Origin of the sequence: Paenibacillus sp. 1001270B_150601_E10 (assembly GCF_015558675.1) — a bacterium.
Lineage (GTDB): Bacteria > Bacillota > Bacilli > Paenibacillales > Paenibacillaceae > Paenibacillus_B.
The window spans coordinates 280,582-298,106 of record NZ_JADMOL010000004.1; the positions used below are offsets into that span (position 1 = coordinate 280,582).

Below are 17,525 nucleotides of genomic sequence, written 5' to 3' on the forward strand. Positions count from 1 at the left end.
AGAAGCCCTTATATTGGGCTTTTTTTAGTTGTACTGCTTGCTCAGATACATAACCATGTTCAACTGCTGCAGCATTTACAGGTGCAAACCAATCATCTGTGTACTTATCTGCAAAATTGGCTTTATCCACTCAATGCAGCAGCTCTTATGCGTAGATATTTCCAATTCATAGTGATATACTGGGAAATATTCGGAATTGATGTGACAAAAATCATACAAGTGAGTGCGTACTCACGAGAGCCTCCTCGCATGAGTACGCGTCTCCATCATAATAGGGGGTTACAAAATGAAAATTGTGATTATTGCAGGCAGCAACCGTAAGCATGCCAGCAGCACAAAGCTTTCTCAATATGTTGGCCAAGTCATAGGAGACAAGGGCGGGGATGTGGAGCTGTTTGATCTGTATGCGACTCCGATCCCGATGTATAGTCCGGATGAGTCGTATGAAGACCACGAAGCTTTGAAGAAGCTGAAGTCGCTAATGCTCAAGTGTGATGGCGTTGTATTGGCCACTCCAGAGTACCATAGCAGTATATCAGGGGTATTGAAAAATGCGCTTGACCACCTCCATAAAGATTACTTTAGCGGCAAACCCGTGCTTGTCATGAGCTCGTCTGGCGGAGCGGTGGGAGTAAGCTGCTTGCAGCATCTTCAGGGCATCGTTCGCAACCTGCATGGCATCAACAGTCCAGAGTGGATCTCCATTGGCGGTTCCCAGCGACAGTCCTTTGAGGGCGAGGAAGCGTGGCTTGATGTGGCGGAGGATGTCAATCTTCGCATTCATCGCGCCTCCGATCTGTTCTTGAGCTTGGTACAGCGCCTGCGCAAGGCATAACTATTTGTGATTCCTATAAGCCATACAATGATAAAAAGGGCAGGAGCTTAAGCATGCAGCTTAAGAACCTGCCCTCTGTTCCATATCAGCATATAAATTCGTTGAGATAGGATACTCATTCCAATTGGCGATAAAATCAACAGCTAATTACGGCCGCTCATCTTCGGATTGCTTTGCAAGAAGTTATTCCCATGGGATAGGCCATTTATTTGTACTTGTAATCTTCCTTTGGAGGATCAGGCAAAGTATCTTCGAGTCTTCTATGCGTCCGATACTTTTTCGTCCGTGCCAGCTTGGCCGCTACAAAGGCTGAAGCTATACCCGCCGGAATGATGCAGATCGCTGTAAGCGCGGAAGGAAGGTCGTTATTGATCTGTACGCCGTATATGAAGCCAAGTATGGCAAGCGGTGCATAGTCCGTATAACGGACGACCCAATGCCGCACTCCGCTTTTGTTCTCCGCGATGCCAATGCCGATAAGGCCTGCCAATGCGATAATGCCCAGAATCACCACGCTATCGATGACGTGATAGGATCGAAGCAGCATAGCCGCTAATATAAGTGCATAACCAATTGCACCAGGAACTTTCAGAATCATAGAGGTCGCTCCTTCTCCATTTATCAAAAAGGACTGCACGACACGAATCCTGTCGGGCCTGTCCGTTTTCATTATAACCTGAAAAGAGGTGGACAAGCATATTTTTGAATGATAAAAAAATAGTTTGAATTTGGCCTCTAATTGTTGTAAGCGATTGCGATCCTTTATATAGAAGGAACTCTTCATAAAACGGTCTTTATGGAGAGAATACGATCTTGGCGCTATGGAAATAAAGTGTATTGTCAACACTATATAGATGTGCTATATTGTTTTTTGTAAGTTGTGACCGGATTTCTAATTTAGTCAATCAGTCATGCCCCATCATGAAGAGGACTTTAGAAAGGGAGGTTCGGGATGTCCATTGACAGAAGAAAGCAAATACTTGAAGCGGCTACGCAGTCCTTTGCCTTGTTTGGCTACAAAGCCACGACAATGGATCAGGTTGCGAAGATCGCCAGGGTAGGGAAAGGAACCATCTACACATTCTTTACGAATAAGGAAGAGCTGTTTGATGAGATCATTCAACAGGTCATTCTTGAGATGAAGGATATTGCAGATGGCGAGGTTAGAGAGGATCGACCGTTTTTCGACAACCTGTATCGTGTGCTTGATCGCGGGCTTGAATTCCGCAGTCGGCATGAACTTGCGCTAAAGCTGTCGCAGGAGGTCAGGGACTTTGGAACCCCAATGGCTAATGAGGGATTATCCAAGATTGAAGGAGAATTGCTTCATTATATCGAGAACCATATTCACCACGCGATGGAGAAAGGCGAGATTAAGCCTGGAAATGCACGAATCCTGAGCTTTGAGATGGTTCATCTGTATAAGGCACTGACGACGGAATGGAATAAGCGCTACGAACCTCTTCAGAAAGAAGAGATTAAGGAGCATTTTTACCAGCTTTTCATGCATGGCATTGCCGCAGATGCATAAACGTACAGGAGCGTTTCGCTAAAGGTAGCAGGTCGTTGATCCCCTTACGATAGTAAGAGTGGGACCGAGGCTGCAAATAGACGAGACGTTTTCTTAGACCTAAAATGACTAAAATAACAGAATAGTCAGGTGGTTTACTTGTGGTTTATCTATGCAATAAATCACATTATATATATTTATTGGATCAGGGGGATGGAGATGAAAGGTACCAAATTATTTGCGATGGAGTGGGGCAAAATTATTCGCAGCCCTAAGGTTCTCATATCCGTTATCGCAGTCATGCTTGTACCGTTGATGTACAGTGGTTTGTTCCTAGGCACATTCTGGGATCCATATGCAAAGCTTTCGGATCTGCCGGTAGCGCTTGTGAACCAGGATCAAGGCGTGGAATTTGAAGGAAAATCTTTAGAAGCCGGTAAAGAGCTTGTTGATGAGCTTATGGAACGGAAGGAACTTGATTTCTCGATAGTTAGTGAGGAAGAAGCCGAGGATGGGCTGAAGAATGAAAAGTACTACATGATGATCAAGATTCCGTCCGACTTCTCGGATCGAGCAACAACCTTGCTTGATGACAAACCGACTCCAGCACAGCTTATTTTTAAGACGAATGCAGGTCACAACTTCCTAGCTGCACAGCTTGGCGAAACTGCAATCGAAAAAGTAAACAGTGAAGTTTCGAAAAAAGTAACAGAAGCTTATACTGAGATCATGTTTGAGCAAGTAGAAAAAATCTCGGATGGCTTGAAGGAAGCTGGCGATGGCGCAACCAAGCTGTATGATGGGACGAATGAGCTTGCGGATGGCGCATCCAAGCTGAAGGAAAACATGGCGAAGCTTGCAGATGGAGCTCTTCAGCTGAAGGATGGAACAGCACCTCTTCAAGAGGGTGTCAGCAAGCTTACGAATGGCGTAAGCGGATTGCAAGCAGGTGCGAAGTCGCTGAGCAGCGGGATGGATCAGCTCGCACAGGCAGAGAAACAGCTTGAGCAGGGTGTATCCTCCTCCAAAGCTGGCGCTAACCAATTGAAGCAGGGGTTGCAGGCATCCAGCGATGCGAGTGCAGAGCTGGCAAAAGGTGCAGCGGCACTAGCGAATGGACTTAACCAACTCGTTCAAGCGAATCCAGCCCTGGCTGAAGATCCAGGCGTGAAGCAGCTGCTTGGTGCAAGCCAGGCGGTCATGCAGGGCACGAAGAAGCTTAATGCAGGACAACAGCAGTTGGTTCAAGGTGCATCTCAGCTGACGCAAGGTCAAGACCAGCTTGCGGCAGGCATGAAGCAGTTCGGTCAGAAGCTGAATGAAGCGAAGGCGGGAAGCCATAAGCTTGCTGCTGGCTCCACAGAGTTGATGAATGGTGTTAAAAGTCTGCAAGGCGGTGTAGGTCAAGCGCTTGGCGCAGTGAATCAGCTTGCTAGCGGTGCTACACAATTGGATGAAGGAACGGGTACCTTGCAGGAAGGTATCGGTAAACTGCAGGATGGCTCCAATGAGCTTGCTTCTAAGCTGAATGAAGCAGCTGACAAATCATCTGAAGTGAAGGGCAACGATGATCGCATCTCGATGTTCGCAGGTCCAGTTGAAGTGGTTCAATCCAGCATTCACGAAGTTCCTAACTACGGTACAGGCTTTGCGCCATACTTCTTGTCTCTCGGATTGTTTGTAGGGGCATTGATTCTGACGATCGTTCTGCCGCTCGTACAATCGCCAGATCCAACGGCCAATGGCTGGAGCCGATTCTTCAGTAAAACGCTCTTGTTCATCTCGGTCGGTGTTATTCAGGCTTTGCTCGCAGACTTGATCATGCTGAAAGGCCTTGGCCTTGAAGTGAAAGATATGGGTGCCTTCATCGGCTTCAGTATTCTAACCAGTATTACGTTCATGATGATTATTCAATCGCTCGTAACCGTATTCGAGAACCCTGGTCGCTTCATGGCGATCGTGCTCTTGATCATGCAGCTCGTTACTTGCGGCGGTACATTCCCAATGGAATTGACACCGAAAGCAATGCAAGTGGTTGGCCCATGGCTCCCAATGACCTATACCGTGAACGGCTTCAAGGCGGTTATCTCTAGCGGAGACATTAGCCGGATGTGGAATGAAGTTGGCATGATGGCGATTTACATGGCAGCGTTTGGTGCTTTGACATTAGGATTCTTCATCGTTCGTTCCCGCAAGGACAAAGCGAACACAGCAGCTCCAGGCGAAGTCATCAGCTCCATGTAAAGGAATTGAAAAAATCGCTTCCTATTATATAGGGTGAATTCCAATCAAAAAAAGATCTTATTTCAATCATAGAATTCAGCTATCCTAGTCTGTTGTATTTCTGAGGGATACATGCAGCTGCAACCATTCCATATCATGATATATGGGAAATGGCAGAGAACAAAGCATTCTCGATAATGGATGCGCAAAAGGAAAGAGCTCTTGGCTAATGTCAGGAGCTCTTTCCTTTGTGATCAATCATACATAAGGAGTGGGACGTTTTATGTTGATTGTGTGCGACCTGCATTAGCAGTGTGCCGCAAGGTGAGCAATTAGTAAAAAAGTCTTAAATTCCGTCTAGATTATGGAAGTTGAACAAAAAAGGTAACATTTCACCATCGTTTTGCCGTTAAAAAAGATATAAGATTCGCATCATTGCGGAACGTAGGAAAGGGGAAGGTAGAGTGAACGTAAGAAGAAAGGCAATGCCTTGGCTATCCATGCTGCTTGTCGTGGCCCTCGTGGCAGGCTTGCTTCCAGCTGGAAAAGTCATTCATGCGGCAGAGAGCGTGACAGGAATTCGCTTCGAATCCAACATCTCTCCTGTGCATGTACTTGTTGAAGGACAGTCTACGCAATTAAAAGTGCTTGCAACAATAAAAGATGGAACAACGGAAAAAGATAGTGATGTAACAGATAAGGTAACGTGGACAAGCTCCGATCCGAAGATTGTATCCGTAGATGCAGGTTGGGTAAAAGGGGTCAGCAAAGGCACTGCAGAGATTACAGCTAAATACCAAGGCTATACGATCAAGAAGATGATCGTATCCGATATGATGTATGAGAAGCTGGTTGTTCGTACGACAGACGGCGGCCAAGAGGTGCCATCCGAGCTTACGGTAAGCTTGGGGATGAAGCCGAAGTGGAGCGCATTTGCGATGGATAAGACGAAGTCTGGCGAGAACAATGTGACGGACGAAGCAACATGGTCTTCCTCCAATACTTCTGTGGCAGATGTCGATAAAGGTGTCATCACCTTGAAGGAAAAAGGGGAGACCGAGATTACGGTTAAGCATAAGGGACTGTCGTATAAGGTTAAGCTCAAGGTAGAGATGCCTTACGATCAGCTTAAGATTTCCCCTGATAAGGTTGTCGAATTCACCTTCGGCGATTCTTCCAAGTCAGTAAGTGCAGTTGCTACGAAGACGGACGGCACAACAGAGGATGTTACAGCACTCGCAGAGTGGTCAAGCAGTGATAAAAATATCGTTGAAGTGGAAAATGGCGTGCTGAAGCCGATCAATGTCGGTACAGCAACCATTACCGTATCCTATCTTGGCAAGACGCACAGCGTAACAGCTGTTGTTCGTGCATCCAACCAAGCGATGCGCATTACACCGGACAAAAAGCAGCATGTGATGCTGTCCCAGGGCAGCTTGTCCTTGCAAACGTTCGTGCTTGCGATGGATAACTCCACAAAGGAAGTAACGACAGAAGCAGAATGGACGTCCAGCAATGTTCAAGCTGTTACCGTGGATAAAGGGGTTGTAAGACTTCATGGCGCTGGCGATGCAACCATTACAGCCAAGTATCAAGGCTTGACTCGTAAAGTTGATATTACGGTATACCCATCCATTACGAAGATGGAATGGGCAGAAGAAGTGAAGCCAGATGCAAATGGCGACACGAAGCGCAAGGAAGAAATCTTTATTAATGAAGTGAAGAGCCTTCCGAAGATTCAAGGCATTACCTTCGGCGGCGATAAGGTAGACATTTCGAATGTGGTTCAATGGACGTCTGACAATCCGAACATTGTAAAGATTGAAGAAGACGGCAAGATGAAGGCGCTCGAGACGGGCACTGTACGCTTGGTTGCTCAGATAGCAGGGCAAGTTCTCGATATGGAGGTAACCGTATCACGCAAGGCGTTGATTCTTCATACGGATCAAGATGAACTGTCTCTTGTTACGGCGCGTGAAGTATCTGTGCCAACCGTAACGGTTATCTACACGGATGGCGAGGAAGCAGATGTAACGCAGGATGTAAAGTGGGAATCAAGCTCCAACAATCTGCTGATCTATGATGGCAAGATGAGAGGCTTGGTGCCGACGAATCGTCTGACGTTGAACGGAAGCTTTGCTAATGTGAAGCTCGCGATCAAGGTAGCGATTGAAGAAGAGGTCGTATCCTTGACGATCGACCCGAACCCAGTCTATACGACCATTAATAAGTCCGAGTCGGTCAAGGTGACGGGGAAATACCGCAACGGCAAGACGATCAACCTGTCCTCCCGCATGAATTGGAAGATGGAGAATGAGTCGATTGCAACAATTAAAGGATCCTCCGTTAAAGGTGTGGCACTTGGCAGCACGAAGATGGTTGGCGAGTTCCAAGGCAAGACCTATGAGGTTCCTGTACATGTGAAGCCGAAGCTGCTGAAGCTTGAAGGCACACCTTCTTCCATTAAGCTGTCCCCAGGACAATCGGCTTCTTGGAAGGTCCAAGCAATCTATGACACCGGTGAGGTTGTTGATGTGACGTCCCAAGTGACTTGGGTTCCGTCCAACACGAAGGTGAAGGTTAGCCGCGGCAGCGTGCAGGCTGTATCGGCTGGAAGCACTTCCGTCAAGGTTTCCTATGGCGGCAAGACAACAACCATTCGAGTATCGGTTAAATAAAGGCTAATCGTAGAAGAGGCATTTGCTCTATGGAGCAGATGCCTCTTTTTCTTGCGGGAGTCTTTTTATGCTAGTCATGTTCCTTGGAGTTGGCTATGACAAATACGATGTAACGGCAGGAGTACTAGAGACTTGCTAAACTTCGAAAGGCAGAAGCCTCTTTGAAACATAAAAAGCTGGACATGCATACAATCCGCCATTTTTCTCGTATTTCTTGTCCTTTTAAACAGAAGATTTAGATTATTTGTATAAAACTGTGTATATATGATCGTTATTTTATTCATTTTCATGTATAAATATACAATATTGATGAGTGCCGCAATCTTTGCTTCGGTGAAAAGGTAATGGAATGATATGCGTAAATGCTAGATATAGTTGGAAAGTGGTCGAACCTTGATTAAGCTTGGTGTTACCGTATCTTTACAAACAAAAGGAAACATTTTGTTTCAATTTTTTTACATTTAAAAAGAAATCTTATCGTATTCATAAAAATAATAATTTGCCATGAAATAGGCGTGGTGATAAAATATTATAATAATTATAATGAATAATTATAAACTTATCGTTGTTCGACAATCGCTATTTTCAAAATTCAGATAGAAAGGTTGTTTCTGCATGAAACAATACAGTTTACCTCCGAAGCAAGGGTTGTATGATCCTCAATTTGAGAAGGATGCTTGCGGTATGGGCTTTGTCGCTCATATCAAGGGTCAAAAATCTCATGATATCGTGCGCAAAGCCCTCACGATGCTTGTGAACATGGAACATCGCGGCGGTCAAGGCAGCGAGCCGAACTCCGGCGATGGCGCAGGTATTATGCTGCAGATTCCGCATCGATTCTTCGCTCAAGAGATGGAGGCTCAGGGTGTAGAGCTGCCGGAAGCAGGAGCTTACGGTGTAGGGATGCTCTTTCTGTCCCAGGATGCAGAACTGCGCAAGCAGCATGAAGATACCCTTCGAGCGATTGTTGAAGAAGAAGGACAGCGCTTCTTAGGTTATCGCGAGGTACCCACCTTGGATGACATGCTCGGCAAATCCGCGAAGGCAGCAAAGCCATACGTCAGCCAGATCTTTATTGGACGCGGAGAAGGAATCGATAGCGACTTGGCCTTCGAGCGGAAGCTTTACATGATCCGCAAGCGTGCAGAGAAGGCGATTCGCTACTCGGGCAAGGAAGGCGCGGATACGTTCTACGTTCCCTCCATGTCCTGCAAGAAGATTGTTTATAAAGGAATGCTTACGACAGAGCAGGTTGGGCAATTCTATCTTGATTTGACAAATGAAGCGTTGGAATCGGCGATTGCACTTATACATTCACGTTTTAGTACGAACACGTTCCCAAGCTGGGAGCGTGCCCATCCGTATCGCTTCATGATTCATAACGGCGAGATCAATACGCTGCGCGGCAATGTGAACTGGATGCATGCACGCGAGAATCTGTGTGAATCCGAAGTATTCGGTGAGGAACTGGCGAAGATTAAGCCAATCATTAACGGAGATGGCTCTGATACGGCGATGTTTGATAATACATTTGAATTCTTGTACTTGTCTGGCCGTTCTTTGCCGCATGTTGCCATGATGATGGTTCCAGAGCCTTGGTCTAACCATGAATCCATGGATCCTACGCGGAGAGCATTCTATGAATATCACTCAACGCTGATGGAGCCGTGGGACGGCCCTGCGGCAATGGGCTTTACAGACGGCGTTCAGATCGGCGCCATATTGGACCGCAACGGTCTTCGCCCGTCCCGTTATTATGTGACGAAGGACGACATGATTATCTTAAGCTCTGAAGCAGGCGTTATTGACATTGCACCAGAGGATGTCCTCTATAAAGACCGCCTTCGCCCAGGACGCATTCTGCTCGTGGATACGAAGGAAGGACGCATTATCTCTGACGAAGAGGTGAAGGCGCAGATCGCATCCGAGCATCCATATGAAGAGTGGCTCGATGAGCATCTTGTGGAGCTAAGCGATTTGCCAGACGCGAGAGAGGTTCCAGAGCCAAAGCATGAGAATGTGCAGCAGCGCCAGCAGGCGTTTGGCTATACGTTCGAAGACCTCCGCAAGGTGTTGGAGCCGATGGCTGTCACAGGCGCTGAGCCTCTTGGTTCCATGGGCTATGATGCGCCGCTTGCTGTCCTGTCCGATCGCCCGCAGCGCTTGTACAACTATTTCAAGCAGCTGTTTGCACAAGTTACGAATCCGCCAATTGATGCGATTCGCGAGGAGATCGTCACTGCGACGGAGACGACGATTGGTCCAGAGCGCAATCTTCTTGTTCCAGAGCCGGAGAGCTGTCGTCATATTAAGCTTCCTACGCCTTTCCTGAGCAATGAAGAATTTGCGAAGCTGCGTCACATTCGACGTCCAGGCTTCAAAGCTATTACGATTCCAATCCTATTCCCAGCGGCTGAAGGTGCTGGAGGATTGCAGGCTGCGGTTCAGACGATGTGTGAAGCGGCTGATCGCGTCATTGGCAAAGGACATAATATTATTATTCTGTCCGACCGCGGCATCGACGCGGAGAATGCAGCGATTCCGGCATTGCTTGCGGTATCGAGCCTGCATCACCATTTGATCCGACAAGGCACGCGTACGAAGGTAGCGCTCCTGCTGGAATCCGGCGAGCCGCGCGAGGTTCATCACTACGCGCTGCTGCTCGGTTACGGGGTTAACGTTGTGAACCCTTATCTGGTGTTCGAGACGCTCGATGACATGCTTCGCCAAGGCATGCTGCGCGGCATCACGCATGAGAAGGCTGTGAAGAACTATATCAAAGCTGCGACGAAGGGTGTCGTGAAGATCCTGTCCAAGATGGGGATTTCGACTATTCAATCCTATCGCGGCGCACAGATATTTGAAGCAATCGGCTTGAAGACTGAATTTGTTGACCAATACTTTACGTGGACACCATCTCGGATTGGCGGTATCGGATTAGAGGAAGTTGCCCAAGAGGCGCTCATGCATCATCATCGTGCCTTTGCCGAGCAGGAGGGAAGAGATCCTGAGCTTGATTCCGGCGGCGAGTACCAATGGCGCAAGAACGGAGAAGAGCACCTGTTCAATCCTCAAACCATTCATACGCTGCAGGAAGCTGTACGCAAAGGTGACTATAAGCTCTACAAGAAATACTCAAAGCTCGTTCAAGGGGAGTACAACCGGAACGGCACGCTGCGTTCCTTATTCGACCTGAAGCCGATCGGACCTGCGATCTCGATCGATGAGGTGGAGTCTGCGTCCTCTATCGTGACTCGCTTCAAGACGGGAGCGATGTCCTTTGGTTCCATCTCGAAGGAAGCGCATGAATCGCTTGCGATCGCGATGAACCGCATCGGAGGCAAGTCGAACTCCGGTGAAGGCGGCGAGGATCCTGCACGCTACGTGAAGGATGCGAATGGCGATTCAAGACGCAGTGCGATTAAGCAGGTTGCGTCTGGTCGCTTTGGCGTAACCTCCCACTACCTAGTGAACGCAGAAGAGATCCAGATCAAGATGGCGCAAGGCGCGAAGCCAGGTGAAGGCGGACAGCTTCCAGGACGCAAGGTGTATCCTTGGGTTGCGGAGGTTCGCGGCTCCACACCAGGCGTAGGCTTGATCTCGCCGCCGCCTCACCATGATATTTACTCGATCGAGGATCTGGCGGAGCTGATCTATGATCTGAAGAACGCAAATCCTAGAGCGGCCATTAATGTGAAGCTCGTATCCGAGGTTGGAGTCGGTACGATCGCTGCAGGTGTAGCGAAGGGGCGTGCGGATACGATTCTCGTGAGTGGCTATGACGGAGGAACAGGCGCATCGCCTCAAGGCTCCATTCGCCACGCTGGCTTGCCTTGGGAGCTTGGTCTTGCGGAGACGCATCAGACCCTCATCATCAACAATCTTCGTGACCGCGTGAAGCTGGAGACCGATGGCAAGATGATGACTGGTCGTGACCTTGCTATCGCAGCATTGCTTGGTGCTGAGGAATATGGATTCTCGACCGCTCCGCTTGTCGCGGTAGGCTGCGTAATGATGCGGGTGTGCCAGCTTGATACGTGCCCAGTTGGCGTAGCCACGCAGAATCCTGAGTTGCGAAAAAACTTTACAGGTGATCCGGAGCATGTGGTGAACTTCATGATGTTCGTAGCGGAGGAGCTTCGTGAGCTGATGGCTGAACTTGGCTTCCGCACGCTTAATGAAATGATCGGCAGAACGGAATGCCTGAATATGAAGGATGCCATTGATCACTGGAAAGCGAAGCATCTCGATCTCTCGAACATTCTGTATCAGCCTGAGCTACCGGAAGGCTCCGATCGCATCAAGGTGCGCGAGCAGAACCATGGCATCGAGGAGACGCTGGACGTTCAGAAGCTGCTGCCTGCGGCACAGCCGGCTCTAGAGCGTGAGGAGCTCGTAACAGGGACGTTCCCTATCACGAACGTGAACCGCGCAACAGGTACTGTGCTTGGCAGCGAGGTGACGCGCAAGTATGGAGCAAAGGGATTGCCGGAAGACACGATTTCCTTCACCTTTGTCGGCTCTGCCGGTCAAAGCTTCGGGGCATTCGTTCCTCGCGGCATGACGCTTACGGTCGTAGGAGACAGCAACGACTATGTCGGTAAAGGTCTCTCCGGAGGCAAGCTGATTGTAAAGCCGTCGCCAAAGGCCACCTTTGCGGCAGAGGACAACATCATTATCGGTAACACCGCATTTTACGGTGCGACGAGCGGTGACGCCTATATCCGTGGTATCGCAGGTGAGCGCTTCGCGGTGCGCAACTCTGGGGTGAAGGTGGTCGTAGAAGGTGTTGGCGATCATGGCTGCGAATATATGACAGGCGGACGCGTTGTCGTGCTTGGCAAGACTGGCCGCAACTTTGCAGCAGGGATGTCTGGAGGTGTTGCCTACATCTACGATCCAGAGAATACCTTTGTGACACGCTGCAATTTGGAGATGGTTCTTCTCGAGCGCGTCGAAGACGAGATCGAAGAGCTTGAGCTGAAGCAGATGATCGAGAAGCACGTCGAGGCAACTGATAGTGCGGTTGGCCGCAAGGTGATTGCTGCTTGGCAGGATGAAGCAGCGAACTTCGTGCGCGTCATTCCGAAGGACTATAAGCGAATGTTGGAGCAGATTGCAAAGGTTGAGGAGAAGGGCTTCGCAGGCGAAGAGGCGCTGCTGGCGGCATTTGAAGCTAGTCTTCGTGAGGGCGGCAACTAAGCCGCTTGGCCATAACCCAACATAGAAGCTTCGGCTTGATTCAGGAAAATGGATCAGGTCGAAGCTTTTTTTGTTCCAGTTAGAGATTGCTGTTATAGCATCGGAAGGAATACTTAACGGGTCTATTAAGCTGCAAATCCTATGAAGATGCTTGTCTGGAATTGCTAGAAACGCATCAGAAGGATTATAATGTGTTTGTGTTTCTGGATTTGGATTATTTTAAAAGTATAAATGATACATTTAGTCACGCATTTGGCGGTGAGCACTTGTAAGCTTTTGCTTAGACCTTTAGTAGACATAGATTTGTCGAATGAGCGGTGAAAGATTCCTATCAAGTACAGCGTAGGATACAGCATTTATAAGGGGGATGCCCAAGCTTTTGCGAGGCTTAAGGCTTATGCTGATTTCTTCATTATCAGGCTAAGGCGAACAAGTCCATCCCGATAAAAGTTAAGCGTTTTCGAATGGAGGATTATCCTATACATCCAAAGCGGAACTAGCAGTAACCAATAACCATCATACAGTCAGACGGTGATCAACATGAGTCATTCGGCGTGGAATATGTTTCGCAGTCGAACGAGGGAAATGAATGTGTTTATTTGGGCGAGCATGATTAACTCAGCAGGGGCTGCGTTAATGTGGCCGCTCACTACGATATTTGTGCATCAACAGCTTGGTCGGTCTCTGTCTGAGGCTGGCTTTGTCATTATGATTCAGATGCTTGGAGGCGTACTGGGACAATTTGCAGGAGGCTGTCTCTATTATCGTCTTGGCGTTCGCAAGCTCTTAATTGGGGCGTTAGCGATCACGGCGGTGCTGCAGGCATCGCTTGTGGTCACGGCTTATACGAGCTGGTGGGGATACATCATCACGATGGGGATCATAGGGTTCACGAATAATATGTCCCAGCCCGCCATCCAATCCTTTATTGGGTTTCGCTGGGCTGATCAGCGTGATGAGCTATTCAACGCGGTATATGTAGCGAATAATATTGGTGTCGCTCTAGGAACCGCGCTAAGCGGGGTGCTGGCTGACATTTCGTTCAATCTGACATTCCTGTTGAATGCAGGGACATCTGGAGCCTTCTCGATCTTCTTCTATTTCTACTTGCGCAATCTGGGAGATTTGAAAGAGTCTTCACAGGCTGCGCAGCATGAGCATCATGCCGGCCAGACCCTTAAGGAGCAGCCTGCGCATATTCCGACGACAGGCGCGATTCCGACGCTTACGCTGTGGGATCAGCTTAGTCAGGTGCGGTTGTACTTGTTCTTGTCTGTTGGGGCGATGTTTATCTGGCTTGCGAATTCAATGTGGGGAGCGGGCGTTGCGCCGCATATTACGGATCAGGGCATGCAGATGAAGATGTACAGCTGGCTGTGGACATTGAACGGCATATTTATTTTTCTCGGTCAGCCGATTACAGAGTGGATGAAGCGGACTATATCGAAGGAAGCGTCATCCCAGCTTACATGGAGTGCGATCTTATACGGGGCAGCTTATTTGTGGATTTTCTTTATGCCGAACTATACCGGCTTTATTGTCGCCATGATCATCGCAACATTAGGGGAAATGCTCGTATCACCAGCAGTTCCTGCGTTTCTCGCGGCCCATACAGGACGACAAGCGCCGTTTTATATGGGGGTAGCAGGAGGGATTAGTTCCGTTGGGCGTATGATCGGTCCATTCTGTCTTGGGATTGCCTATGATTCGGGAGGGTTGATCGCGGTCGTACAGGTTTCGATCATTATCGCGGTTGCGGCTATCTTGAGTTTCCTACTTCATGCCTATTTACAGAAGAATATGAAAAATGAAAATTCAGCTTGAAAATGACATGAAACAATCAAATTCAATCAACTTTCGACAAAATTAGAATGAAAATGCTTCATACTATACCCCAACGTCCGACAGTATACCTATTTTTAATTGTGTATAATTAATATAATCAGGTGCTAGCGAATATTAACATTTAGAGTTAATATATGGGAGTTGGATGGAAAATCATGAGAAAAAGGGTATCGGTAATGATGAAAACATTAAAAGATGAGGAAGTTGAATCGAGTCAAGAAGAGTCTCAGGTCGAGCTAGACATCCGAGATATATTAGAACATCTAGAGATCCCGCTTGAGAATGTGCCTGATGAGTTACGACACCTGTTTCATAACGGACAACAAGACAAATGAACATAGATGGTGTTAAGCAAAAATAAAATAATGGAGCTTGATCAATAGGCCCCCATGTCAGCAGCTGGAGAAGAGGATTTGCCTGAACATTGTCCCTTCCCAGCCGCCGTTGGGGGCTATTCGTTTTTACTAGAAGCATTACAGTCAGAAGATGAGTTACATCATGTTTCGTTCAGCTCGAACAAAGGCGATAAATCGGCGTGTCTCTTCAGGTGTTAAAGGACGTCCGTCTATCGACAATTGATATTTCTTTAAGAGCTCTTCATCAGACAGCTCAAGCTGATCTGCAAAGTGATCGATAGCCTTGGACTGCGCATCTTGCAGCGCAGAGGTGCGACCAACTAAATAATCTATGGAAACATCGAAGAGATCTGCGAGTTGCGTTAACGTTTCGAAGTCTGGTTTTCTCCGGTTTTTCTCATAATGAGATAAGGCTGCTCTCGTAATGCCCAGCTTCTGGGCCAATTCTTCTTGAGTCCATCCCAAGGATTCACGTAGTAATGCAATTCTGTCACCAGTATTCATGCTGAAAAGATCCTCCTTCAGCTGTTTATATTCTCAAATGTATGCAAAAAGAGATTGACAAGATACATTTTGTATCTTAGACTAAAAGAAATTCCTGATACATATTGTAACAACCAGAAGCGAAAAAAACCGACATTCCTCTTTAAATGGGCATATAATTCCCTATGTACAAGCTTTGTCAGCGCTGTGCATTGTTCATTTATAAGAGAGGATCCATTTCATTCATTTTTCCACGAAGTCATTCTTTTACGTGAAGTGTTGAGAGTGATGCGGAGAAAGGCTTTGTCATTTACAAAATAGATACAAAATGTATCTGGATAATAACGATGTTGTTTTTTCATTTTACTACAAATTTGTGAAAAACGCACCTTACTTCTTCGAGCAGGAGGCTCAAGAACATGTTGATTGATATCCACTGTCATATTTTACATGGAGTGGATGATGGCGCTAGATCGCTGGCCGATTCGATCCATATGGCAGAAGAGGCTTTGCGTCGAGGAATTCGCAAGATCATTGCGACACCGCATCATATGCTGCACGACTACTATAATCCTCGAGACAGAATCCTTGCTGCTGTCAGCGAACTGCAAGCAGAGCTTGTCATCCAGCAGATGGATCTTGAACTCATTCCCGGACAAGAGCTTCGGCTCACCGAGAATTACGAACAGTCGGTTCAGAACAAAGAATGGCAAACGCTTGGAAGCAGTCCCTACCTGTTAGTTGAGCTGCCTTCTTCCGGCATCCCCCCGTACTTTTGGGATTTTGTACAATACGTTCACCATTCCAATCGACGGATCATTATCGCGCACCCTGAACGTAACCTATCCATCATGACGAATAAAGAGTTGGCCCATTTCCTGATACAAAAAGGAATTCTACTCCAGCTTAACACCTCCTCTCTGTTAGGACACCATGGACAAAAAATTAAAAAGACGGCTCTTTATCTCATCAAGCAGCAATGGATTCACTTTATTGCTTCCGATGCACATGGAACCTACGATAGAGGCTTTTCTTTACCGGATGGCTATGATCTTGTTCGCCAACTGGTAGGGGAAGAATATGCAGCAACGCTGATGCAGCATGCAAAGCTGGTTGCGCTTGGGGGTATGATCGAACCTGCAAATGATGCAAAGCTCGTTTACTCCGAACGAATATAGAACAATTTGACCAAGGGGGATTCAACGTGGAATTAGATTTAAGGCAGATCCTGCACACCATTTGGAGAAGAAAGTGGGTTTTGATGATCACCTTAGCAATAGGTATCTCCTTCGCTGCTTATTACAGCTATCAAGTGCTGGTGCCCGAGTATCAGGCCTCAACTAAGATTTTTGTTAATAAGACAAGAGTGGTTGAAGGGGAAACGAATCTTACACTCAACGATCTCAATACCAACATTCAGCTAATCCAGACCTATAAAGAGCTCATTCGTTCCGAATGGATAACAAAGGACATCATGAGCAAGTATCCCCAGTTTCAGCTAACTTCAGACCAACTGTTGAACCAGATTCAAGTTAGTTCGATTAATCAAACCCAGGTGATGGTGATTACCGCTCAAGATACGACATACGCTAGAGCCGCAGAGCTTGCGAATGCTGTCACCAATGTATTTATCACGAAAGTACCGCAATTGATACAGATGGAAAATGTAACGGTGCTCTCTTACGCTGATCCATCCCTCACCAAGAGCCCCATTAAGCCCGTTCCCGAAATCAACATCCTTATCGCCACCGTCCTTGCTTTCATGATTGGACTAGGCATCATCTTCCTCATGGAATACTTCGACGAATCCATCAAGACTGAAGAGGAGCTTGAGCAGTTGCTTGGTCTCACGACTCTTACCGTCGTCCATCGCGTCAAGCGCAAAGACTACAAGGTATCGAAGACCAAGCTAAATACGCCATCCAACCCGGCACCTATAGGAGGTAACGCTCATGTTCAGACGTCACAGCAATAAATCGGAGCTGATCAGCGAGATTAATCCATATTCGCCTGTTGCAGAATCGTTTCGAGCACTCCGTACCCATATTCAATATGCGAACGAGCAAAAAAACGCCGTTCAAGTGATTACCATAACGTCCTCGCTTCCGAAGGAGGGGAAGACAACTATCGCGGTCAATCTCGCGATTACCTATGCCCGTGATCAGAAGAAAGTGCTGCTGATCGATGCGGACCTTCACCGCCCAAGAATACACAACATCTTTGGCAGTAATTCCGCCAACGGCCTATCCCACGTACTAGCAAATGAATGCGGATGGGAAGCTGCGATTCGCAAGACACATATCCCGAACCTGCATTTCATCGTGGCAGGCAATATTCCAAAGCATCCGGCTGAACTGCTTTCCTCGGATCGCTTCGAGCAGTTGATAGAGGAG

At 47.6% G+C, this 17,525-nt stretch carries 12 protein-coding genes and 1 pseudogene; 11 read left to right on the forward strand and 2 right to left on the reverse strand.

Features of this window, described 5'->3' with window-relative positions; genetic code table 11:
• Positions 1 to 286: 286 nt before the first annotated feature.
• Positions 287 to 835, forward strand: a complete 549-nt coding sequence (locus I2H74_RS12530; protein WP_195574303.1) for an NADPH-dependent FMN reductase — start codon at positions 287 to 289, stop codon at positions 833 to 835.
• 205 nt (positions 836 to 1,040) lie between these two features.
• Here I2H74_RS12530 and I2H74_RS12535 read toward each other — a convergent pair whose 3' ends face one another.
• On the reverse strand, positions 1,041 to 1,433 hold the full coding sequence (locus tag I2H74_RS12535; RefSeq protein ID WP_195574304.1) for a hypothetical protein: 393 nt from the start codon (positions 1,431 to 1,433) through the stop codon (positions 1,041 to 1,043).
• Between the two features lie 354 nt (positions 1,434 to 1,787).
• On the opposite strand from I2H74_RS12535, the gene I2H74_RS12540 reads away from it, so the two are divergent.
• From I2H74_RS12540 to I2H74_RS12570, 7 genes and pseudogenes are all read left to right on the forward strand, one after another.
• Entirely contained in the window at positions 1,788 to 2,366 is a 579-nt protein-coding gene (locus I2H74_RS12540; protein WP_195574305.1) for a TetR/AcrR family transcriptional regulator, read from the forward strand.
• A 198-nt stretch (positions 2,367 to 2,564) separates the two neighbouring features.
• On the forward strand, positions 2,565 to 4,589 hold the full coding sequence (locus I2H74_RS12545; RefSeq protein ID WP_195574306.1) for a YhgE/Pip domain-containing protein: 2,025 nt from the start codon (positions 2,565 to 2,567) through the stop codon (positions 4,587 to 4,589).
• A 443-nt stretch (positions 4,590 to 5,032) separates the two neighbouring features.
• A complete protein-coding gene (locus I2H74_RS12550; protein WP_324254062.1) occupies positions 5,033 to 7,246 on the forward strand; it encodes an Ig-like domain-containing protein in 2,214 nt (737 codons plus the stop codon).
• Positions 7,247 to 7,861: 615 nt separating this feature from the next.
• A complete protein-coding gene (gltB, locus tag I2H74_RS12555; RefSeq protein ID WP_195574307.1) occupies positions 7,862 to 12,448 on the forward strand; it encodes a glutamate synthase large subunit in 4,587 nt (1,528 codons plus the stop codon).
• A gap of 125 nt (positions 12,449 to 12,573) precedes the next feature.
• Positions 12,574 to 12,720: pseudogene (locus I2H74_RS25290) on the forward strand (diguanylate cyclase domain-containing protein); the annotation flags it as partial.
• 268 nt (positions 12,721 to 12,988) lie between these two features.
• The gene (locus I2H74_RS12565) at positions 12,989 to 14,272 is read left to right on the forward strand and encodes an MFS transporter (RefSeq protein WP_229106604.1); all 1,284 of its coding nucleotides are present in this window, start codon (positions 12,989 to 12,991) and stop codon (positions 14,270 to 14,272) included.
• Positions 14,273 to 14,448: 176 nt separating this feature from the next.
• On the forward strand, positions 14,449 to 14,628 hold the full coding sequence (locus I2H74_RS12570; RefSeq protein ID WP_229106605.1) for a hypothetical protein: 180 nt from the start codon (positions 14,449 to 14,451) through the stop codon (positions 14,626 to 14,628).
• A gap of 156 nt (positions 14,629 to 14,784) precedes the next feature.
• Here the strand turns inward: I2H74_RS12570 and I2H74_RS12575 are convergent, their stop codons facing one another.
• Entirely contained in the window at positions 14,785 to 15,153 is a 369-nt protein-coding gene (locus tag I2H74_RS12575) for a helix-turn-helix domain-containing protein (protein ID WP_195574309.1), read from the reverse strand.
• Between the two features lie 398 nt (positions 15,154 to 15,551).
• On the opposite strand from I2H74_RS12575, the gene I2H74_RS12580 reads away from it, so the two are divergent.
• The 3 genes from I2H74_RS12580 to I2H74_RS12590 form a co-directional block, all read left to right on the forward strand.
• Complete coding sequence (locus I2H74_RS12580) at positions 15,552 to 16,310, forward strand: tyrosine-protein phosphatase (RefSeq protein WP_195574310.1); 759 nt, start codon at positions 15,552 to 15,554, stop codon at positions 16,308 to 16,310.
• A gap of 26 nt (positions 16,311 to 16,336) precedes the next feature.
• Entirely contained in the window at positions 16,337 to 17,107 is a 771-nt protein-coding gene (locus I2H74_RS12585; RefSeq protein WP_195574311.1) for a YveK family protein, read from the forward strand.
• Positions 17,085 to 17,525: CpsD/CapB family tyrosine-protein kinase (locus tag I2H74_RS12590; protein WP_195574312.1), on the forward strand; the 441-nt coding region annotated here is incomplete at its 3' end. The genes I2H74_RS12585 and I2H74_RS12590, both read left to right, overlap by 23 nt.